Genomic DNA, 18,475 nt, shown 5'->3' with positions numbered 1-18,475 from the left:
CTCCTGGCGACGCCGGCGCCTGCCGGCAGGTCAGACGGTTGCCGATGCCCTGCCACGCGGCCGGTTCCCGGGCAAGGCGAGGGCATCATGCGCGCCGATTCTGCGCGCATCGGCGGCGCAGGCCAACTATGGGAATTCGTAGGCCCGCGATCGGGGGTGGCGGTGCCGACCGACTACAGCCGGTTGTTGTCGAGGTCGGTCACCAGCATGCAGCCCGGCGCGTGGGTGATGCAGATCTCCGGCCGCGCCTCGCGGATCACGGCCTGGGGCGTGACGCCGCAGGCCCAGAACACCGGGATTTCATCGGCATCGAGCGGCACCGCGTCGCCGTAGTCGGGCGATTCGATATCCTCGATGCCGATCAGCGCGGGGTCGCCGATATGCACCGGCGCGCCATGCACGTCGGGATAGCGCGCGGTGATCTCGGTGGCCAGGATCGCGTCGGCGGCCTTGAGTGGGCGCATCGACACCACCAGCTTGCCCGACAGCCGGCCGGCCGGGCGGGTCTCGATGGTGGTGCGGTACATGGCGACGTTGCGGCCCAGGTTGATGTGCTTGAGCGGCACATTGGCCGCCAGCAGCGCCTGCTCGAACGAGAACGAGCAGCCGATGGCGAAGGCGACGAAATCGTCGCGCCACAGCTCGGTGATGCGGGTGGTCTCGTGATAGGCGTTGCCGTCGCGGTAGACCCGGTACATCGGCACGTCGGTGCGGATGTCGACGTCGCGCCCGAGGTTGCGGAACACCGGGTCGCCCGGATCGGTCACGTCGATCAGCGGGCAGGCCTTGCGGTTGAGCGCGCAGAACTGCAGGAAGTCATAGGCCCAGTCGCGCGTCAGGATCACGATATTGGCCTGCACGTGGCCGCGCGCCAGGCCGCTGGTGTGGCCGTGGTAGCGGCCCGCGCGGATCAGCTGGCGCAAGGCGGCGGGGTCTTCGGGCAGGAGCGAGGCGGCGTGCTGGAGCGGCTGGTTCATGGTCGGCAGGCAGGCGCCGGGCGGCGCAGAAAGTCCGGTTGACCTGCCGATTCTGGGCGCCCGCCGGCGCCGGCGTCCAACAAATCTTTCGGATCGAGCGCGATAAAGGAATCCGATGACTACGAGCCCGCGTGGGGTGCGGCGGCCGGCGGCTGCACCGGCACCGCCATGTCCTCGCCCACCTCGGCGCAGAACTCCGCCACCACGCCGGTGGCCAGCCCCACGATCGACTCGTTGACCTCCAATCCCGCGCCGATGCGCCACGAGGCGACGATATCGAGCGCGGGCGGATGGTTCTCCACGTCGACCACCGACAGCGTGCCGTCGGCCAGTTCCTTGCGCACCAGCGCCGGCGGCACCGCGCCGATGCCGAAGCCGTCGCCGATCAGCCGCGTCATGGCGGCCACCGAGTTCACGCAGTTGATGCGCGGCGACGCCACGCCGTTCAGGTGGAACAGGCTCAGGATGTCCTGGTGCGGGCGCGAGTTTTTGACGAAGGTGATGACGCGCTCGGCGGCCAGTTCATCGAGCGAGGCATAGGGCCGGTCACAGGCGGAGCCGGTGGCGACGATCCAGCGGATCGGGTAGCGCGCCAGTTCGACATTGCGCACCGTTTCCAGCCGCAGCAGGTCGGTCTGGAAGATCACGTCGAGATAGCCCTTCTGCAGCTGGTCGCACAGGTTCAGCGCGGCATCGGCGGTCAGCTCGATCTCCAGCGCCGGGTAGGCCTGCATGGCGCGCTTGACCACGGTGGAAAGCCAGGTATGGATCACCGAGTCCATCGCGCCGATGCGCACGCGCCCCGCAATCGCGCGCGAACGGTCGAGCGACTGCCGCATATGGTGCATGGTGTTCACCATCTTCTCGGCATATTCCAGCACGCGCTGGCCCTCCGGCGTCAGCGTCACGCCGCGCGAATCGCGCAGGAACAGCTTGACCCCGAGGTCTTCTTCCAGCACGGCGATGCGGCTGGAGATCGAGGCCTGCGTGCTGAACAGCTTCTCCGCGGTCAGCCGGAAGCTGCGCAGGCGGGCTACCCAGACAAAGGTTTCGAGAAAGCGCAGGTTCATGGGCGGTGGGTGCGGGACGGTCGCTGCGGCGGCGCATCGGGACAGGCGCCGAGCCACCGAATCTACGCGATGACACGGTGGCAAACAAGCGTTTGACGGCGGCGCCCGGTAGCGTGCCATGCTGCCGCGCAGCATGGCCGGAGCGCCGCGCTCACGCCCCCAGCGGCGACGGCTGCGACGGCGTCGGGGGCTGGCGCGGCGGGGTCAATGCAGGGCCGCGCGCGGCCTCCTCTTCGGCCTCGTGCTGCGCCGCTTCGGCCTGCGCCTTCATGCGCTGCAGCGCGGCCAGCATGTCGTCGCCAAGCGCGGCCGGGTACTCCGCGCGCGCGCCGTCGGGCACGGCCGACGGGTCCAGCCACATCTGCCAGGTCACGCGCGTGGTGCCCACGCCCTGTCCCGGCGTAGCCTGCAGCCGCCCGCGCGTATGGCTGGAGAGCTTGCGGTAGCTGTACGAATACGGCCCCTTGTCGGTCAGCACGTCGACCGCCGGCAGGCCGCCGGCCTTGTGGGCCATGCGGCGTACCGTGCCGGGGCTGCCGCTGCCCAGCACCACGCGGCAGTCCTTGTAGACCGTGTCCCACTCCGGCACCGCGCAGTAGCTGCCGGCCAGCTCCCAGACCCGCGCCGGATCGGCCAGCACCTCGACCGAGCGCTCGACGGGGATCAGCTGGGCCTGTGCCGGCGCCTGCCACGCGAGCAGCAGCGCAGGCACGGCGAGCCGGAACGTGGACAGGGTCAGGCGGGCAAGGATGGGCATCGGCAAGGCGGCACGCGCACAGTCGGGGCAATGGGTGCAAGCCTAGCCGAGCGCGGCGGTGTGTGCCATTACCGAAGGCTCGTAGCCGCCGTGGCGCGCGGCCCTGGCCTACGGGTTTCCGTAGGGCCGTGGCCCACCCGTGTGCGCTGGCGCGCCGTATGCTTATGCCCTCGCGGGTCCGGGCCCGCGGGCGCTGTGGCGGGATCGGGGAAAACCCGCGGGCCGTGGCCTGCGCGCCACGGGCCAGACCGGCGCCAGCCGCGCATTCACGGGCATTCAGCACAGGAATCAATTTTTCTTATCGGCCGTCGCCCGAAAAACTAGTTGGACGCGGGCCGCCGTGCCTTTCAAGAATGCAGTCAGCGGCGGCACCGCAGGACGCGCTGCAACCGCACACCGCCGCGCCACCGATGCGCGGCCGCGGCAAGCCGGCACGGCGTGCCGCCACCACAAGGCAAGCGCGCCGCGCAGCGCGCCTTGCCGGCCGAGCCAGACATCGCACGAGAGGAATGCATGGAAACGCAGATCGGCAGTATCCAGAGCCCCCAGCCACCATCGAGCCCCGCCAGCGCCGAGACCGCGCCGTCGCGCGGCTTTTTCTCCTGGTATCGCGACATCACCGCCAATGAGCGGCGCACCTTCTGGAGCTGCAAGGTCGGCTATGCGCTCGACGCCATGGACACGCAGTTCCTGAGTTTCGTGATTCCCACGCTGATCGCCACCTGGGGCATCAGCCGCGCCGACGCGGGCTTCATCGGCACCGCCACGCTGCTGACCTCGGCTGCGGGCGGCTGGGTCGCCGGCATCCTGTCCGACCGCATCGGCCGGGTGCGCACGCTGCAGCTGACCATCCTGTGGTTCGCCTTCTTCACCTTCCTGTGCGGGCTGGCGCAGAACTATGAACAGCTGCTGGTGGCGCGCGCGCTGATGGGCTTCGGCTTCGGCGGCGAGTGGACCGCCGGCGCGGTGCTGATCGGCGAAGCCATCCGCGCGCAGGACCGCGGCAAGGCGGTGGGCATGGTGCAGGCCGGCTGGGCCGTGGGCTGGGGGATGGCAGCGCTGCTCTACGCGCTGGTGTTCTCGCTGCTGCCTGCCGAAACCGCATGGCGCGCGCTGTTCCTGATCGGCCTGCTGCCGGCGGTGTTCGTGATCGTGCTGCGCCGCCTGGTCAAGGAGCCCGAGGTCTATACCGAGCACAAGGCACGCGAGGCGCAGGCCAGCGAGAAAACTTCGTTCGCAGCGATCTTCTCGCCGCGCCTGATCAGCATCACGCTGCGCGCGGCGCTGCTGACCACCGGCGCGCAGGGGGGCTACTACGCCATCACCACCTGGCTGCCCACCTTCCTGAAGACCGAGCGCGGCCTGACCGTGCTCGGCACCGGCGGCTACCTGGCGATGGTCATCGTCGGCTCCTACATCGGCTATGTCACCAGCGCCTACCTGACCGACCGCATCGGCCGCAAGCGGAACTTCATCCTGTTCGCGCTGGGCTCGATGACGATCGCGCTGGCCTACACGCACATCCCGGTCAACGATACCGTGATGCTGCTGCTGGGCTTCCCGCTGGGCTTCTTTGCCTCGGGCATCTTCGCCGGCATGGGCGCGTTCCTGACCGAGCTGTTCCCGACCAGCGTGCGCGGCTCGGGCCAGGGCTTCTGCTACAACGTGGGCCGTGCCATCGGCGCGTTCTTCCCGTTCCTGATCGGCCATGTCAGCCAGCAGATGTCGCTGGGCCATGCGATCGGGATCTTCGCCGCGGCCGCGTATGGCGTGCTGATCCTGGCCGCGCTGACGTTGCCGGAAACGCGCGGCAAGGCGCTGGAAGCGTAGGGCGCAAAATCACACCACAATAACAATCACGGCAGCCCCACGCGGGCCTGCCCAGTTGTCTTCCGACGGGAATCGGGTCAGCAGTAAGTCGGGCATGCCAGCTCGACGGCAATGCAGCGCAGAGCGCGATACGCGCTGGCGATGGCCGCCCTCCTTGCAGCACCCGGAGCGCTGGCCACGACCGGCACGACGCACCGCGCCACGCAGCGCCGCCGCGCAGGCCTGCCCCATTTGCACGCGTGGACCGGCTCACAAGGCCGTGGTCGCACGCCAAGACTCGTTGTCGGAGGCCTACATGATCAAAGATGTGGAAGTCGTGCCGTACCGTGACGCGGGGGCGTCCGGGCATGGCGCCGCAACAACCACCGCCCGCCCCACGGCCCGCCCGGCCCCTGCGCCCGGCACTGCGCCGGCGCTGGTGGCCAACAACGGCATCAAGGTATTCGGCGAGCGGCACCTGGTGCCGGTCAGGCAGCGCGTGCGCCACGGCGCAACTCCGGGCCTGGTGACGGCGCTGCAGGCCGAGCCCACCCACGAAGGCCGCAGCGCCGTGATGCAGTCCGCCATCCGCGCCATCGGCTTCGACTGGCTGGGCTATGCCACCGCCGCCCAGGTCGGCGGCCAGCTGCAGCCGCGCACCTTCTTTGAAAGCTATTCCCCGCCCGGCTGGCGCGAGCGCTACTTCCGCGAACGCTACTATGAGATCGATCCACGCACGCCGCAGCCGGGCACCTTCTGCCTGCCCACCGTGTGGGACGCCGACGACCTGGCGCAGACGCCGCTGGGCAACGTACCGCCGCTGCGCCGCCGCCGCTTCCTGGAGGACCTGCGCGACGCCGGCGTGCGCAGCGGCATCTTCCTCAACCTGCCGATGCCGGGCAACAGCGAGTTCGTGCTGATCAGCTTTATGTCGGGCATCGAGAGCCGGCGCTGGATCGGCGACTCGGTGGTGGGCCAGGCCCTGGCCATGGGGCTGGCGCTGCATGAGTTCCTGACCTGCCACGTGGAAATCCCCGCATTTGCCGGGCGCCATCGCGAAGGCCTGTCGGACGTGCAGCGCGATATCCTCGCCTGCCTGGCGCAGGGGCTGTCAGACAAGGAGATCGCGCGGCGCATGGACATGTCCATCTTCAATGTCGACTACCACATGCGCCGCCTGCGCAGCCACTTCGGCGTGCGCAACCGGGTGCAGCTGGCCAGCGCGGCCACGCTGCTGCGGCCGCCGGGGGCACCATTGTCGGTGGATAGGGAAAAGGATGCGGCGGGGGTGATTGCGGCTTAGTTTGGCTCGGCCGACTGTGTACTCCCTCTCCCGCTTGCGGGAGAGGGTTGGGGTGAGGGCCAGCATGTCGGCGAAGTGAAGCGCGTCGATATTGCCAGCGCCCGCCCTCTCCCCCAAGCCCCTCTCCCGCACGCGGGAGAGGGGACAAAACCCGCAGCCTGGACATCCCAACCCACCTCACTCCCCCTTCGCCCACCGCATCAACTCCGCCACCCGCTCAAACAGCGTCCGGTCGATATACCGGTCCAGCGGCACGTTCAGGTACAAGCGCTGCGCCAGGTCCGAATCAAAGGCCGACGGCACCAGGTAGTCCGCCGCGGCCTGGCGGATGCGTGCCGCCACCTGGCCGCTGCCCTTGGCCACCACGCGCGGCAGCGTCCCGGGCCCGTCATAGCGCAGCGCCACCGCGTACTGGGTGGAATACACCACCGCGGTCGAGACCCGCACGCGCTCGCTGACGCCGAAGAACGCGGCCTCGAAGAAGGCCGCGCGGCGGCGCCCCGCCATGACCGGATCGCCCTGGCTCTCCTTGTATTCGCGGCGGTATTCTTCGACGCTCATGCGCTGGCGCTTCATGAACTGGTGGCGCTCGTGCACGTAGTCGACCACGGCCATCACCAGGTAGATCACCGCGGCCCAGCAGCACATGCGCAGGATGATGTAGGCGACCAGCAGCAGGATTTCCGCGGGGCGGGCATAGCCGGTGCGCACGCCATCCTCGATCGCGCCCAGCGCCAGCACGTAGACCAGCCCCGCCAGCAGCAGGATCTTGAGCAGGATCTTGGCCAGGTTCACCAGGTTGCGCACGGCGAACATGCGCTTCAGGCCCTCGGCCGGGTTCAGCCGCGCCAGGTCGGGCTTGATCTGCTCGAACGCCACCAGCGGCCCCACCTGCAGGAACGCGCCGACGATGCCGCACAGCAGTGCCAGCGCCACGATCGGCAGCACGCCCATCAGCAGGAAACGCGCGGCGGCCTCGCCCAGCACCAGCATCTGCTGGTCCACCAGGTGTTGCGGCACGCTGCCCATGGCGCTGTGCCACAGCGCCTGGAACAGCCGCACGAAATAGCGGCCCAGCAGCCACAGCCCGGCCAGCACGCCGAGAAACACCACCGCCGAGGTAACGTCGCTGCTGCGCGGCACCTCGCCGCGCTTGCGCGCCTCATCCAGCTTGCGCCGGGTTGCCTCGAGGTTCTTTTCGCTGTCGCTCATGGCCGCCGCTTGACGCTACCGTACCGCGCTACGGCGCAGCATCTCGATCAGGATATTGTCCGGACGCAGGAAGCCCTGCAGCGTATCCACCATCACCGCCAGCATCAGCACCAGCATCAGGAACGCCACCGAGATCTTGACCGGCTGCGCGAACTGGAACACGTCGAACTGCGGCACGAAGCGCGCGATCAGCGCGAAGCCCAGTTCGACGATCACCAGCAGCAGCAGGATCGGCGCGGCCAGCTTGACCACCCACGAGAACAGCGTGCCGGCGTAGAGGTTGGCAAAGCCCATCGACGCCAGCGACATCTCGGGCCCGAACGACATCACCGGCCAGAACGCGAAGGATTCGACGATCACCCCGGCCATGGCGATAAAGCCGCCCAGCGCCGCGAACAGCGCGATGCCGAAGTGCGACAGCAGGTTCTCCATGGGCCCGTCCTCCTGCTGCGTGACCGGATCGAAGAAGGTGGCATTGCCCGAGCCGGTCTGGAAATCGATCAGCTCGCCGATCATCTGCAGCGCGACGAAGAACAACCCGAACGCCATGCCCAGCAGCAGCCCGATGAAGGCCTCCTTGAAGATCAGCACCAGCCACAGGCCCCCGGCCATGGCGTCGAGGTCGATGCGCGCGCCCGGCGACACGAACAGCGCGATCGCCAGCACGATACCGTTGCGCGCCACCCCGGGAATGGCCTGCTGCGACAGGAACGGCAGCACCGTGAACGCGGTCAGCAGCCGCGGCATCACCATCACGATCGGCATGATGACCTCGCGTCCCCACTGGAACAGCAAGGCCGGGTCGAGCAGGTCGCCCGGCATCTCAGGCCTGCCGCGCCGCGTGCCGGGCAGCGTGCCAGGCGCGCGCGGCGGCTTCATCGATGGCCTCGTCGTCGCGGCGTCCGGCGCCTTCGCGCAGCGCGCGGCGTTCGCGCGCGGCGAGTTCGCGCGCGCCGTCCAGCCGCGCCTGCGCGCGCAGCAGCGTGCGGCGCGCGTCGTCGAAGGCGGCACGCCGCTGGGCCACCTCGTCGAGCACCGTGGCCAGGTTGGCATTGGCCCGGGCGATGCGGGCATCGAAGGCGCTCTGCCAGCCCTGGGCATCGAGCAGCCCCGACACCGACACCCCGCCCTGCGCGGCGCCCTGCCGCAAGCGTTCGATGAACGCCGCGCGCTCGGCCAGCGCGGCCTGGACCGCCTGCTGCGCGGCCTCGGCTTGCCGCAGCCCCGCCAGCACCTGCGCGCGGCGCTGCTGCAGCGCGCGCATCGCCTCTTCCTGGCGGCGCTGGCGTACCGCCTCGAGCTGGCCCAGGCGCGGATCGGCGCCGGCGGGCGTCATCGCGCTTCTCCTGCCAGCGGTGCGGGCTCCGGCACGCGGATTGCCTGCGCCAGCTTGTCCACGGCGCCGGCAAAGGTGTCGAGCCGTGCCGCCGGCTGCGCCAGGTAGGCGCGGATATTCTGGATCGCGGCCACGGCGGCGTCGGCGAGCGGGTCGGCACCGGGCCGGTATTCGCCGATCTGCAGCAGCAGCTCCATCTCCTGGAACTTCGCCAGCAGCTGGCGCAGCCGCGCCGCGGCGCGCGCGTGCGCGCCCGCCGCCACCTGCGGCATCACGCGGCTGACCGACTGCAGGACGTCCACCGGCGGATACTGGCCGGCGCTGGCCAGCTTGCGCGACAGCACGATATGGCCATCGAGGATCGAGCGCACCTCTTCGGCGATGGGGTCGCTGTCGTCCTCGCCTTCGGTCAGCACGGTATAGGCCGCGGTGATCGAGCCCTGCACACCGGTGCCGGCACGCTCCAGCAGCTGCGGCAGCATCGAGAACACCGACGGCGGATAGCTGCGCCGGGTCGGCGGCTCGCCGCTGGCCAGGCCGATCTCGCGCTGCGCGCGCGCCAGCCGCGTCAGCGAATCGACCAGCAGCAGCACGCGCTTGCCCTGGTCGCGGAAATGCTCGGCAATCGCGGTGGCGGTATAGGCGCAGCGCACGCGCTCCATCGGCGAGCGATCCGAGGTCGATACCACCAGCACCGTGCGCGCCATGCCCTCGGGGCCGAGGTTGTATTCGATGAACTCGCGCACCTCGCGGCCGCGCTCGCCCACCAGCGCGACCACGTTGACATCGCTGGACGCGCCCCGCGCCAGCATCCCCAGCAAGGTGCTCTTGCCCACGCCGGGCGGCGCGAAGATGCCGACGCGCTGGCCCTCGCCCAGCGTCAGCAGTCCGTCGATGGCGCGCACCCCGGTGGCGAGCGGCTCGCGGATCAGGCGGCGCGTGAGCGGATCGGGCGGCTCGTTGTCCACCGGCACGCGCGCCACGCCGTCGAGCGCGCCCTTGCCGTCGATGGGCTCGCCCAGCGCGTCGAGCACGCGGCCCAGCAGCGCCGCGCCGGCCGGGCACTGGTGGCCGTGGGCCGACGGGATGACCTCGGTCAGCGCCGACACGCCGGTGGTGCGCCCCAGCGGCGTGAGCAGCGCGGTCTGCTGCACGAAGCCGACCACCTCGGCCAGCAGCGGCGGCTCGCCGGGCGTGACCAGCTGGCACAGCTCGCCCACATGGGCCTGGATGCCGGTGGCGTTGATCAGCATGCCCACCGCCTTGCTGACGCGCCCGCGCATCGCCACCGGCGTGAAATGCTCGAACGCGCGTTCCAGGTCGGCGGCGGCATGCTGCAGCGCGGCTTCGATATCGGTGGCAGGGAGTTCGGTCGACATGGCTATGAGCCGCAGGAATCAGCCCGCCCGCAGGCGGCGCGCAAAGGCCTCGAGCTGGGCCTGCAGGCCCACCTCCATGGTGCCCGAGGGGGTCTGGATACGGCACGCGTCGGGTTCCAGCCCCGGCTCGACCACCACGTTGGCGCGGCGCGGCCACTCCTGGGTCTCGGCGAGCCGGTCGAGCAGGCTGCGCACAGCCTGCTCGCGGCCCAGCGGGATCTGGATGGTGATGAAGGGCTCGGCCCGCACCAGCGCCTCGACGCGCTGCAGCGCCACCTCCAGGATGATGTCGGGGTCGAGTTCGCCGGCAATCTGCTGCACCGCCTTCATCACGATCTCGGCCATGGTGCGGCGCATTGCGCCCAGCTGGCGCTCGGCCTCGGCGGCGGTGCTGACCTGCGCCGCGGCGTGGTCGGCGTGGGCACGGGCCCAGCCCTCGCGGTAGCCGTGCTGGCGCCGCTCCTCGGCCTCGCGCTGGGCTTCGGTGCGGATCTGCATGGCCTCCTGGCGCGCGGCCTCGATTACCGCGGCGGCGTCGAGCAAGGCGGCATACTCGGCCTCCTTGAGCACCTTGCGCTCGGACAGCAGCTGCAGGTTTTCGCTGGTGATCAGAAAAGCCAGTGCCATGCGGGGAACCGTTCGGGGATCAGGTTGAGCAGCAGCAGTTCGCGCAACTGCGCGGCCTGCGCCGGCGTCAGCGGGGCCGGCGACAACGCCGCCAGCCGCCGGGGAAACTTGCGCTGCAGCGCCTGCAGCAGCGGCGCGGTGTGCCCCGCCTGCTCCGCCTTCTCCGCATGCGCCGCATCGGCGGCCAAGAGCCCGCACAGCAGCCGATAGCCGCGCTCGGCCATCAGCCGGCCGGTGCCGGCAGGATGCGCCCGCAGCGGCGCCAGGTTCATCGGCAGCGCCGGTAGCGCCGGCACGCGCTTCAGGATAAAGGCCACCGCGTGGCGGTCGAGCCGGCGCGCGGCACGGCGCATCGCGCGCGGCGCGCTGCCGAGCAGCGGCGCCGCCAGGGCTCCGGGCAGCGGCGCGATGCTGTCGGCCAGCTGCGCCGGCAGCATGCGGCGCTCGCTGGCAAAGCCCGCCTGGTGCACCGCCAGGCCGAGCCACCAGGCCAGCAGGCGCAGGTCGCTGCGTGGCAGCAGCACCAGCCGCGCCAGCGAGGGCGGCGCCTCCAGCAGGCGGTGGAGCATGGCATCACGGGCGGCATCGCCGGCCAGGCCCAGCGGCTGCGCCAGCACCTCCGCGGCGGCCGGCCCGAAACGGTCCGCGCGGCGCCACGCCAGCGGCCAGTCGGCCGGCAGCCAGCTGGGATGCAGATGCGCCAGCGGCCGCTGCGCCAGGTCCGCCATCGCGCGCGCCAGCGCCGGGTCCGGCAATGCCGGCGGCGCCGGTGCGAGTGCGGCGGCCAGCGCGCCGGGCAGGTAGGCGCCAGGCACGGCCTCGGCGGCGGCAACGGTGGCTAGCGGCGTCAATTCGCGCTCCGCGGCGCGCCGCGCCGCTGCGGCCAGCGCAGCATGCCGCGCTGCCATGCCACCACGGCCGCCACGGCCAGTGCAATCGCCACCGCCGCGCCGACCGCGATCGCGGCGAAGCGTCCGACTGCAAAGCCTGCCGCCGGCCCCGGTACGCCCGCCTGCGGCGCGAACGGGCGCGCCTCGACCAGCGACAGCGAGACGTTGTCGTGGGTCACGCCTTCGATGCTGTGCGCCACCATGTCCTTGACGGTCGGCACCAGCAGGCGCAGGTCGGTATCGGCGCGGTGCTTGATGAACACCGCCGCCGACGACGGCCGGATCTTGTCCGAGAGCGGATCGGTGGCGGGGATCACCACATGCACGCGCGCAGTGACCACGCCGTCGATATTGCGCAGCGTCTCCGACAGCTCCTGCGACAGCGCAAAGATGTAGCGCATGCGCTCTTCGGTCGGGGTGGCAACCAGCCCCTGCTTCTGGAACACCTGCCCCAGCGACGCAAAGCGTTCGCCCGGCAGGCCTTCGCTGCGCAGGATTTCCAGCGCGGCGGGCAGTTGCGATTCTTCCACGCGCATGCGCCACTGGCCCGCGCCCGTGCCGCCGCTGGTGTCGGCGCGCGCCTTCTCCGCGTCGATGCCCTCGGCGGTCAGCGCGGCCAGCACCTGGTTGGCCTCGGGTTCGTTCAGCGATGCGTACAGGTCGACCTTGCACGCGGCCAGCGCCAGCGCCATCAGTGCCGGCGCCAGCCGGGCCGCGCGCGCAAGGCGCCGGCACAGCGATGGGTTGGACATCATTGCTGGTTCTTCAGCAGGCTGTTGAACAGGTTGGTGCCGGCGCTGCCGATGCTGGAGGTCACGTGGATCGACGAGAACAGTTCCAGCGACTGCGTCTGCAGCAGCATGGCCTGGTAGACCACCTCGCTGGTGCTGCCCTCGTAGATCGACGCGAACATGCCGTCGCGCAGTTCCTGCAGGCGCGCCGCCTGGCGCGCCGATTCCTCGCCGGCCGAGACATAGCTGGCACGGATGGCGTTGCCCAGCGTGGTCGAAGTCGGGTCTGCCGCCTGGGTCACGTGCGCGGTGCGCGAGCCGTCCGCGGCGCGGCCCTGCTGGACCATCTGCGCGAACTGCCGGGCATCGGCCGGGTCCGGCTGCGCGGCGGGAGCCGCGGCCGGCGACTGGTGCGCGGCGACGGTGGCGCTGTCGGGGGCGGCGCCGGTAGCGGTGGCGGCAGCAATGGCGGCGGTCGGGTCCATCATGGCTCTCCTTGCAAAGCGTTGGGCGCCCCGGCATGCCGGGGCGCGTGGCGGCGTGCCGTCAGTTGGTGCGCGAGGTCTGCTTCACGTCCTGCATCGCACCCTGCACCAGGTTGGCCTTTTGCGTGTTGTGGGCCATTTCGCTGCTGACCACCGCGTTCTGGCGCGTCAGCGTGTCCTGCAGGCCCAGGATGTTCACCGAGAACTCCTGCGCTTTCTGCTGGATTTCCTGCATCTTGGCATTGAGGTCGACTTCAGCCATGACAATCTCCTTCAGGTAGGTTGGCGTCAAACACCTGCCCTCCGGGGGCAAGCGGCATCTGCGCCCGCGGGCGCAAATTCATCGGCACGGCGCGCGCGGCCGCGGTCATCGCCGTGCCTGCGGCGGCGCCGGGCTGTCCTTCAGCACCACGCCGTCCGCATCGATCCGTTCGATCTCGGCGCCGTTCTTCAGCACCGCCCCTTCGAAATAGCGCGCGCCGTTGGCGAGCTGCACCGAGCGCGTGCCGTTGCCGTCCTCGGTAATGCTGACCACGCGCGCGGGAAACACGCCCTGCCAGTTCTCCATGTGGCCGTCGCGCACCTGCCGGCGCCGGCTCTCGGCGGTCTCGCGGTAATCGATCTTGTCGGACACCAGCACGCCCGGATGCAGGTCCTCGATCACGCGCCGCACCTTGTCGCGCCCGTGCACCGGATCGGCGGTGCCGCTCAGCAGCACGCGGCCTTGGCCCTGGTAGGCGATGCCGACGCCGGGCTCGTCCAGATAGCGCTGGATATGCTCGATCAGGTCATCGGCCGAGCGCACCTGCTGCTGCACGCCGCGGCCGAACGGCGCCAGCGCCTGCACGATGCGCTGGCGGTCGACGCGCGAATTGACAAAGCCCTTGACCGTGACCGTGCCGTTGGGCAGCGACACCACCTCCAGTTCCGGATACGCCGCCACGGTCTTGCGCACCGCGGCGGGGTCCACCTGCTGCGTGCGCGGCGCGAGCCCGCCGTTGGCATAGGTAGCGGCGAGCCAGCCGGCGCCGACCAGCCCCACCACGCCGGCCACGCCCAGCGCCGCCAGCAGCGCGCGCCCGGGCCTGCGCCCGCCTTGCTGCTGCGCGTCGGCATCGCGCGCGGCGCGCCGGCCGGATTCCGCCCAGGCAAAGAGCGTGTCGGTGGCCTCCGACATGCCCGGCTGCGCGCGCAGCAACTCCACGTCGAGCGCGCCGATGGTGAGGATGTCTCCGGCCGCCAGCGCGAAGGCGCGCTGCGTGGTGGCGCGCCCGTTGACGTTGACCGCGGCCTCGCCGACACGCTCGGCCGCGACCGCCAGCTCGCCCACGTTCAGCACCAGGTGGCGCGGCTGCACCTCGGCGCCCGGCACGCTGATGTCCACGTCGGCGGCGGTGCCGAGCACGTTGGCGCCGCGCCGCAGCGTGACCTGGCGGCCATAGACGTCGCCGCCGAGAAAGCGCAGGGTCCAGCCCGAAGCGTGAGAATCGCGCAGGTCGGCCATCAGCTCATCCCCGGGATCACCAGGCGCGGCGTCAGCAGGTAGAAGCGCTCCATGTTGTTCTGGCGCTTCTCCTGGAACTTGAACAGGTTGCCGATGATCGGCACATCCTGCAGCAGCGGCACGCCGGACGAGGCGTTGGTCTTTTCTTCGGTGGTGTAGCCGGCGATCAGCAGGCTCTTGCCCTCTTCGACCATCGCCTGCGTGGTGATGGAGCGGCGCCGCACCACCGGAATGCGGTCGACGGTCTCGCCGGAGAGATTGCCGTCGGCGATGTCGATGGTCAGCATCACCGCGCGGTTCTGCTGCTCGTCGACGACGAGCGGGGTCACGCGCACCGCCGTGCCGGCGGTGACGTTGAACAGGCCCGCATCCTGGAAGCCGTCGACGCGCACATAGAATTCCTGCAGGTTTTCCAGCGCGGCCTCGGTGTTGTCCAGCGTCAGCACCTTGGGCCGCGCGACGAAATTGGCCTGCCCGCGCTCGGCCAGCGCCTTGACGCGCGTGAGCAGGTAGCGGGTCACGTCGCTGCCGATGGCGCCGGTGAACTGCAGGCCGCTGCCGATGGTCGCCGCGGTGGTGCCGGCCTCGTTGGCGAGATTGCCAAAGCTGAGGCCGGCGTTGCCGTTGCCCCCGCCCAGCTGCAGGTCGACATGGCGCGTATGCAGGCGCCAGTCGACGCCCAGGCTGTCGAGGTCGGCCTGGCTGATATCCATGATGGTGACCTCGATCTCCACCAGGCGGGGCTTGACGTCGAGCGATTCGATCAGGCGCCGGTACTGCGCCATCTTGTCCGGGGTGTCGCGCACGATCACCGCATTGAGGCGGGTATCGGCCTGGAATTGCGGCAACTGGCCGCTGCCCCAGTTGTTCTGCATGCCCAGCCCCAGGCCCGCGCCGCCGCCCATGGCATCGAGCATCTGCGACGGATCGGCGCTGGGGATACCCATGCCGCCCCCGCCGCCCTCGCCCATGCGCAGCTTGGCCTGGCGCGTCGCGCCGCGGCTGGTGCCCAGGCTGGGACCGGTGCCGGTGGCCAGTGTCCGGTTGCGGCCGTACAGGTTGCGCAGCACCGTGACCACGCCGGGAACGGTCATCTCCTTGCCGGCCCGGTTGATGCGGAAGTCCGAGGCCCACGAGTACTTGAGCGGGAACAGCTGGATCTCGGCGCGCTCGTCGGCGATGGAGCGGTCGTCCACCGCGCGCACCGCGGCGCGCACGGTCTCGACGTAGCGCTTCGGGCCGGACACCATCAGCGTGCCTTCCGCGTCGTTGATGGTGATCGGGTAGCGCGAGTCCGGCACTTGCATGCGCTCGAGCGAATCGCGCAGGCGTGCGCCGGAGCCGCGCGCGATCGACAGCACCTCGCTGCGCGCCTCGCTGGCCACGTCGATATAGAGCAGCGAGCCGTCGTAGTAGTAGGTCAGCCCGAACATCGAGCACACGCTCTTGAGCACGTGCTGCGCCGATTCATTGAACTTGCCGCTGATGGTGCCCTCGACCTTGGGATCGATCACCGCCGTGGTGCCCTGCGAGGCCGTCAGCTCGCGCAGGAAGTCCGCCAGCCGCTTGTCGCTGGCCGAGGCCTGGAACGGCTTGTTGGGCCAGCGCAGGTCCGCCGCGCGGGCGGCCTGGGCGCCGCACAGCAGCGCCCCCGCCAGGCACAGCAACGCCGCCGTGCGCCATGCCAGCAGGCGCCTGGCGCGGCGGTTCGATCCGAGTTCCCCGTGGTGCCCCAGCATCATGTCAGTTTGCTTGTCCGTTGGTCCTGCGTGATTGCCTGCGCATCGATTTCTCCTTACAGGAAGGTCAGCATGGTCTGCAGCGCCCGCTGCGCAAAGCGCATCACCTCGCCGCCGAGCCAGCCCCCCAGCAGCACCAGCGACACCAGCACCGCGATCAGCCGCGCCGAGGTGCCGATGCTCTGGTCCTGGATCTGCGTCACCGCCTGCAGCACCGCCACCACCAGCGCCACCAGCGTGCCGATCAGCACCACCGGCAGCGTGACCCACAGCACCACCAGCAGCGCCTGGCGCGTGATGTCGAGGATGGTGTCGGCGCCCATCTCACTCTCCGGCCGGGTTCTGGATCCAGCCCACCGGCACCAGCGTCACGTCTTCATCGACTTCCTGGTACGACAGCACCGGGATGCGCGGCGCGACCGGCTCGATCAGCCGCTTGATATAGCGGCGCACATCGACGCTGACCACCACCACCACGCGCGCGGCCCCGGCATTGCCCGCCGCGCCCGCCTTCTCGGCAGCCTTCTCCAGCAGCACGCGCAGCTGTTCGCGGATATCGCGCGTGACATCGTGGCTGAGCAGCAGCAGGTTGCCGCGCGCCGCCTTCTCGATCGCGCCCTGCACGCGGGCCTCCAGCGCGGGCTCGAACAGCACCGCGTCCAGCGAGCGGCTGGCGCCGACGTGGCGGCTGGTGATCAGCCGGCCCAGGTCCACCCGCACCAGCTCGGTCAGCGCGATCGCATCGGTTTCCTTGGGCGCCCAGGTGACCAGGCTTTCGAAGATGGTGCGCAGGTTGCGGATCGGCACGCCCTCCTGCAGCAGCCGGCGCAGCACGTCGGTGATGCGCTGCAGCGGCACCACGCGCGCCAGTTCCATCACCAGGTCCGGCGCCTCGGCCTGGATCACGTGGATCATCGACTGCACGTCCTGGATGCCCAAGAGCGGCGCCGCATGCTGCTTGATCACGGCGCCCACGTGCACCGCCAGCACTTCCTCGCACGACAGCGTGCGCACGCCGTCGGCGGCGTCGCCGCCAGGCTCGGCGGGCACCCACACCACTTCCGGGAACGGCCCGAACGGCGCCCCCGCCTCGGCCATGCCCTGGTCGACACGCGCCCGCGCACCCGGCTCCAGCAGCCGCTTGCCGGGGCGCAGCACGCCCCCGGAAGCCACCACGTCCTGCACCCGGATCGCATACGCATCGCGCTCGGCCAGCGCGCGGTGCTGGATGCGCAGCCGCGGGAACACCATGCCGAGTTCGGCCTCGACCTCGCTCTTGGCGGTCGTCATGCGCTGCTCGAACAGCCGCAGGTCGATGCGCCCGCGCAGCGCTTCGTCCAGCTCCAGCGCCAGCGCCGGCGCCACCGCGGCCTGCGTGCCGGCCGCCGCCGCGCCTGCGTCCGCGTCGGCCATCTCGATCCAGGTCACGGTGCCGGTGCTGCGCTGCGCGCGGCGCAGCAGCAGGTAGCCGCCGCCGGCCACCACCAGCGCCATCAGCCCGAAGGTCCACTTCGGAAAGCCCGGCACCACCAGGAACACGGCAATGGCGAGGCCCGATACCACCAGCGCCTTGGGCTGCGCCAGCACCTGCCTGCCGATCACGTTGCCCAGGTTGAGCGAGCGGGTGCGGTCTTCATCGGACGAGACCCGCGTAATCACCACCCCGGCCGCGATCGAGACCAGCAGCGACGGGATCTGCGACACCATGCCGTCGCCGATGGTCAGGATGGCATAGCGCTGCAGCGCCTCGCCGATGCTCATGTCCTTCATCAGCGTGCCGATGGTGATGCCCGCCAGGATATTGACCAGTGCGATCACCACGCCGGCGATGGCATCGCCCTTGACAAACTTCATCGCGCCGTCCATGGCGCCGTGCAGCTGGCACTCCTGTTCCAGCGCGCGGCGGCGCTCCTGCGCCTGGGCAGCGGTGATGGTGCCGGCGCGCACATCGGCGTCGATGCTCATCTGCTTGCCCGGCATCGCATCCAGCGCAAAGCGCGCCCCCACCTCGGCCACGCGTTCCGAGCCCTTGGCGATCACGATGAACTGCACGATGGCGATGATCAGGAACACCACGCCGCCGACCACCACGTTGTTGCCGACGATCAGCTTGCCGAAGGTATCGATGATGTGGCCCGCGTCGGCGTGCAGCAGGATCAGCTTGGTCGAGGCGATGTTCAGCGACAGCCGGAACAGCGTGGTAAAGAGCAACAGCGACGGGAAGGTCGACAGCGACAGCGCCGACGGGATATAGGTGGCGACGATCAGCAGGGTCAGGCTCATGCCCAGGTTGATCGTCAGCAGCAGGTCCAGCAGGAAGGTCGGCAGCGGCAGCACGAACAGCGCGATCACGGCAAACAGCAGCAGCGTCAGCGCCAGGTCTGACTGGCGCGACGCCGCCGCCGCCATCTGCTGCAGCCCCGGCGCCCCCGGGCCGAGGCCGCGCGGGAACGCTGGGAGGTTTGCCGGGAGTTTCGCCATCGTCCTTGCCGGTGGGATCAGTGGGCGCAGTGTATGGCCGCCCCCGCACAGCGACCAGTACCGAGGATTCGTAGCGTGCGCCGCACATCCGGCCCGCGCGGCCGGCGTCCGGCGGTTTTGGGCGCGGGCCTACAAGGCCTCGTAGTGGACGTGGCTGCACCCCGCTGCTTATCGT

The 18,475-nt window shown here is 70.3% G+C and carries 18 protein-coding genes; 2 read left to right on the top strand and 16 right to left on the bottom strand.

All coding sequences use genetic code 11. From position 1 onward, the window contains the following. Nucleotides 1–173: 173 nt before the first annotated feature. The 3 genes from LIN44_RS17800 to LIN44_RS17790 all read right to left on the bottom strand — a co-directional run bounded on the left by LIN44_RS17800 (nucleotide 174) and on the right by LIN44_RS17790 (nucleotide 2,804). Nucleotides 174–977, bottom strand: a complete 804-nt coding sequence (locus tag LIN44_RS17800; RefSeq protein ID WP_227315593.1) for a putative hydro-lyase — start codon at nucleotides 975–977, stop codon at nucleotides 174–176. Nucleotides 978–1,096: 119 nt separating this feature from the next. Continuing rightward, nucleotides 1,097–2,047 (bottom strand): LysR family transcriptional regulator, encoded by a 951-nt coding sequence (locus LIN44_RS17795; RefSeq protein WP_116385074.1) that lies wholly within the window; start codon nucleotides 2,045–2,047, stop codon nucleotides 1,097–1,099. 151 nt (nucleotides 2,048–2,198) lie between these two features. Continuing rightward, complete coding sequence (locus LIN44_RS17790; RefSeq protein WP_227315592.1) at nucleotides 2,199–2,804, bottom strand: SRPBCC family protein; 606 nt, start codon at nucleotides 2,802–2,804, stop codon at nucleotides 2,199–2,201. A 513-nt stretch (nucleotides 2,805–3,317) separates the two neighbouring features. On the opposite strand from LIN44_RS17790, the gene LIN44_RS17785 reads away from it, so the two are divergent. Both LIN44_RS17785 and LIN44_RS17780 read left to right on the top strand, forming a co-directional pair. Further along, nucleotides 3,318–4,634, top strand: a complete 1,317-nt coding sequence (locus tag LIN44_RS17785) for an MFS transporter (RefSeq protein WP_227315591.1) — start codon at nucleotides 3,318–3,320, stop codon at nucleotides 4,632–4,634. Between the two features lie 295 nt (nucleotides 4,635–4,929). Next, nucleotides 4,930–5,916 (top strand): LuxR family transcriptional regulator, encoded by a 987-nt coding sequence (locus LIN44_RS17780; RefSeq protein WP_227315590.1) that lies wholly within the window; start codon nucleotides 4,930–4,932, stop codon nucleotides 5,914–5,916. Between the two features lie 177 nt (nucleotides 5,917–6,093). On the opposite strand, the gene LIN44_RS17775 is transcribed toward LIN44_RS17780, so the two are convergent. The 13 genes from LIN44_RS17775 to sctV all read right to left on the bottom strand — a co-directional run bounded on the left by LIN44_RS17775 (nucleotide 6,094) and on the right by sctV (nucleotide 18,300). After that, the gene (locus tag LIN44_RS17775) at nucleotides 6,094–7,128 is read right to left on the bottom strand and encodes an EscU/YscU/HrcU family type III secretion system export apparatus switch protein (RefSeq protein ID WP_227315589.1); all 1,035 of its coding nucleotides are present in this window, start codon (nucleotides 7,126–7,128) and stop codon (nucleotides 6,094–6,096) included. 15 nt (nucleotides 7,129–7,143) lie between these two features. Continuing rightward, nucleotides 7,144–8,007 (bottom strand): type III secretion system export apparatus subunit SctT, encoded by an 864-nt coding sequence (gene sctT / locus LIN44_RS17770; RefSeq protein ID WP_227315588.1) that lies wholly within the window; start codon nucleotides 8,005–8,007, stop codon nucleotides 7,144–7,146. After that, on the bottom strand, nucleotides 7,952–8,464 hold the full coding sequence (locus LIN44_RS17765) for a type III secretion protein HrpD (RefSeq protein WP_227315587.1): 513 nt from the start codon (nucleotides 8,462–8,464) through the stop codon (nucleotides 7,952–7,954). The genes sctT and LIN44_RS17765 overlap by 56 nt, the downstream gene beginning before the upstream one ends. After that, nucleotides 8,461–9,843 (bottom strand): FliI/YscN family ATPase, encoded by a 1,383-nt coding sequence (locus LIN44_RS17760; protein WP_227315586.1) that lies wholly within the window; start codon nucleotides 9,841–9,843, stop codon nucleotides 8,461–8,463. The genes LIN44_RS17765 and LIN44_RS17760 overlap by 4 nt, the downstream gene beginning before the upstream one ends. Nucleotides 9,844–9,861: 18 nt before the next feature. Continuing rightward, a complete protein-coding gene (sctL, locus tag LIN44_RS17755) occupies nucleotides 9,862–10,470 on the bottom strand; it encodes a type III secretion system stator protein SctL (RefSeq protein WP_227315585.1) in 609 nt (202 codons plus the stop codon). After that, nucleotides 10,452–11,321 (bottom strand): type III secretion system protein SctK, encoded by an 870-nt coding sequence (locus LIN44_RS17750; protein WP_227315584.1) that lies wholly within the window; start codon nucleotides 11,319–11,321, stop codon nucleotides 10,452–10,454. Before LIN44_RS17750 ends, sctL begins: the two co-directional genes overlap by 19 nt. Next, nucleotides 11,318–12,115 (bottom strand): type III secretion system inner membrane ring lipoprotein SctJ, encoded by a 798-nt coding sequence (gene sctJ, locus LIN44_RS17745; RefSeq protein WP_227315583.1) that lies wholly within the window; start codon nucleotides 12,113–12,115, stop codon nucleotides 11,318–11,320. The genes LIN44_RS17750 and sctJ overlap by 4 nt, the downstream gene beginning before the upstream one ends. Beyond that, entirely contained in the window at nucleotides 12,112–12,579 is a 468-nt protein-coding gene (locus tag LIN44_RS17740; protein WP_227315582.1) for a hypothetical protein, read from the bottom strand. The genes sctJ and LIN44_RS17740 overlap by 4 nt, the downstream gene beginning before the upstream one ends. A 58-nt stretch (nucleotides 12,580–12,637) precedes the next feature. Next, a complete protein-coding gene (locus LIN44_RS17735; RefSeq protein WP_018007336.1) occupies nucleotides 12,638–12,838 on the bottom strand; it encodes a hypothetical protein in 201 nt (66 codons plus the stop codon). A gap of 105 nt (nucleotides 12,839–12,943) precedes the next feature. Beyond that, nucleotides 12,944–14,080, bottom strand: a complete 1,137-nt coding sequence (locus LIN44_RS17730) for an FHA domain-containing protein (protein WP_227315581.1) — start codon at nucleotides 14,078–14,080, stop codon at nucleotides 12,944–12,946. Further along, a complete protein-coding gene (gene sctC, locus LIN44_RS17725; protein WP_227315580.1) occupies nucleotides 14,080–15,822 on the bottom strand; it encodes a type III secretion system outer membrane ring subunit SctC in 1,743 nt (580 codons plus the stop codon). Before sctC ends, LIN44_RS17730 begins: the two co-directional genes overlap by 1 nt. 53 nt (nucleotides 15,823–15,875) lie before the next feature. Beyond that, complete coding sequence (locus tag LIN44_RS17720) at nucleotides 15,876–16,142, bottom strand: EscS/YscS/HrcS family type III secretion system export apparatus protein (RefSeq protein ID WP_018007333.1); 267 nt, start codon at nucleotides 16,140–16,142, stop codon at nucleotides 15,876–15,878. 1 nt (nucleotide 16,143) lies between these two features. Next, complete coding sequence (sctV, locus tag LIN44_RS17715) at nucleotides 16,144–18,300, bottom strand: type III secretion system export apparatus subunit SctV (RefSeq protein WP_227315579.1); 2,157 nt, start codon at nucleotides 18,298–18,300, stop codon at nucleotides 16,144–16,146. Nucleotides 18,301–18,475 lie beyond the last annotated feature (175 nt).

Source organism: Cupriavidus sp. MP-37 (genome assembly GCF_020618415.1).
Classification (GTDB): domain Bacteria; phylum Pseudomonadota; class Gammaproteobacteria; order Burkholderiales; family Burkholderiaceae; genus Cupriavidus.
Note: the sequence above shows the minus strand (reverse complement) of the source record. Positions and strands in the feature narration are given on the sequence as shown.

Coding starts and splice junctions, on each gene's coding strand:
- LIN44_RS17800 (WP_227315593.1), bottom strand. CDS start 977: ATGAACCAGCCGCTCCAGCACGCCGCCTCGCTCCTGCCCGAAGACCCC.
- LIN44_RS17795 (WP_116385074.1), bottom strand. CDS start 2,047: ATGAACCTGCGCTTTCTCGAAACCTTTGTCTGGGTAGCCCGCCTGCGC.
- LIN44_RS17790 (WP_227315592.1), bottom strand. CDS start 2,804: ATGCCCATCCTTGCCCGCCTGACCCTGTCCACGTTCCGGCTCGCCGTG.
- LIN44_RS17785 (WP_227315591.1), top strand. CDS start 3,318: ATGGAAACGCAGATCGGCAGTATCCAGAGCCCCCAGCCACCATCGAGC.
- LIN44_RS17780 (WP_227315590.1), top strand. CDS start 4,930: ATGATCAAAGATGTGGAAGTCGTGCCGTACCGTGACGCGGGGGCGTCC.
- LIN44_RS17775 (WP_227315589.1), bottom strand. CDS start 7,128: ATGAGCGACAGCGAAAAGAACCTCGAGGCAACCCGGCGCAAGCTGGAT.
- sctT (WP_227315588.1), bottom strand. CDS start 8,007: ATGAAGCCGCCGCGCGCGCCTGGCACGCTGCCCGGCACGCGGCGCGGC.
- LIN44_RS17765 (WP_227315587.1), bottom strand. CDS start 8,464: ATGACGCCCGCCGGCGCCGATCCGCGCCTGGGCCAGCTCGAGGCGGTA.
- LIN44_RS17760 (WP_227315586.1), bottom strand. CDS start 9,843: ATGTCGACCGAACTCCCTGCCACCGATATCGAAGCCGCGCTGCAGCAT.
- sctL (WP_227315585.1), bottom strand. CDS start 10,470: ATGGCACTGGCTTTTCTGATCACCAGCGAAAACCTGCAGCTGCTGTCC.
- sctJ (WP_227315583.1), bottom strand. CDS start 12,115: ATGATGTCCAACCCATCGCTGTGCCGGCGCCTTGCGCGCGCGGCCCGG.
- LIN44_RS17740 (WP_227315582.1), bottom strand. CDS start 12,579: ATGATGGACCCGACCGCCGCCATTGCTGCCGCCACCGCTACCGGCGCC.
- LIN44_RS17735 (WP_018007336.1), bottom strand. CDS start 12,838: ATGGCTGAAGTCGACCTCAATGCCAAGATGCAGGAAATCCAGCAGAAA.
- LIN44_RS17730 (WP_227315581.1), bottom strand. CDS start 14,080: ATGGCCGACCTGCGCGATTCTCACGCTTCGGGCTGGACCCTGCGCTTT.
- sctC (WP_227315580.1), bottom strand. CDS start 15,822: ATGATGCTGGGGCACCACGGGGAACTCGGATCGAACCGCCGCGCCAGG.
- LIN44_RS17720 (WP_018007333.1), bottom strand. CDS start 16,142: ATGGGCGCCGACACCATCCTCGACATCACGCGCCAGGCGCTGCTGGTG.
- sctV (WP_227315579.1), bottom strand. CDS start 18,300: ATGGCGAAACTCCCGGCAAACCTCCCAGCGTTCCCGCGCGGCCTCGGC.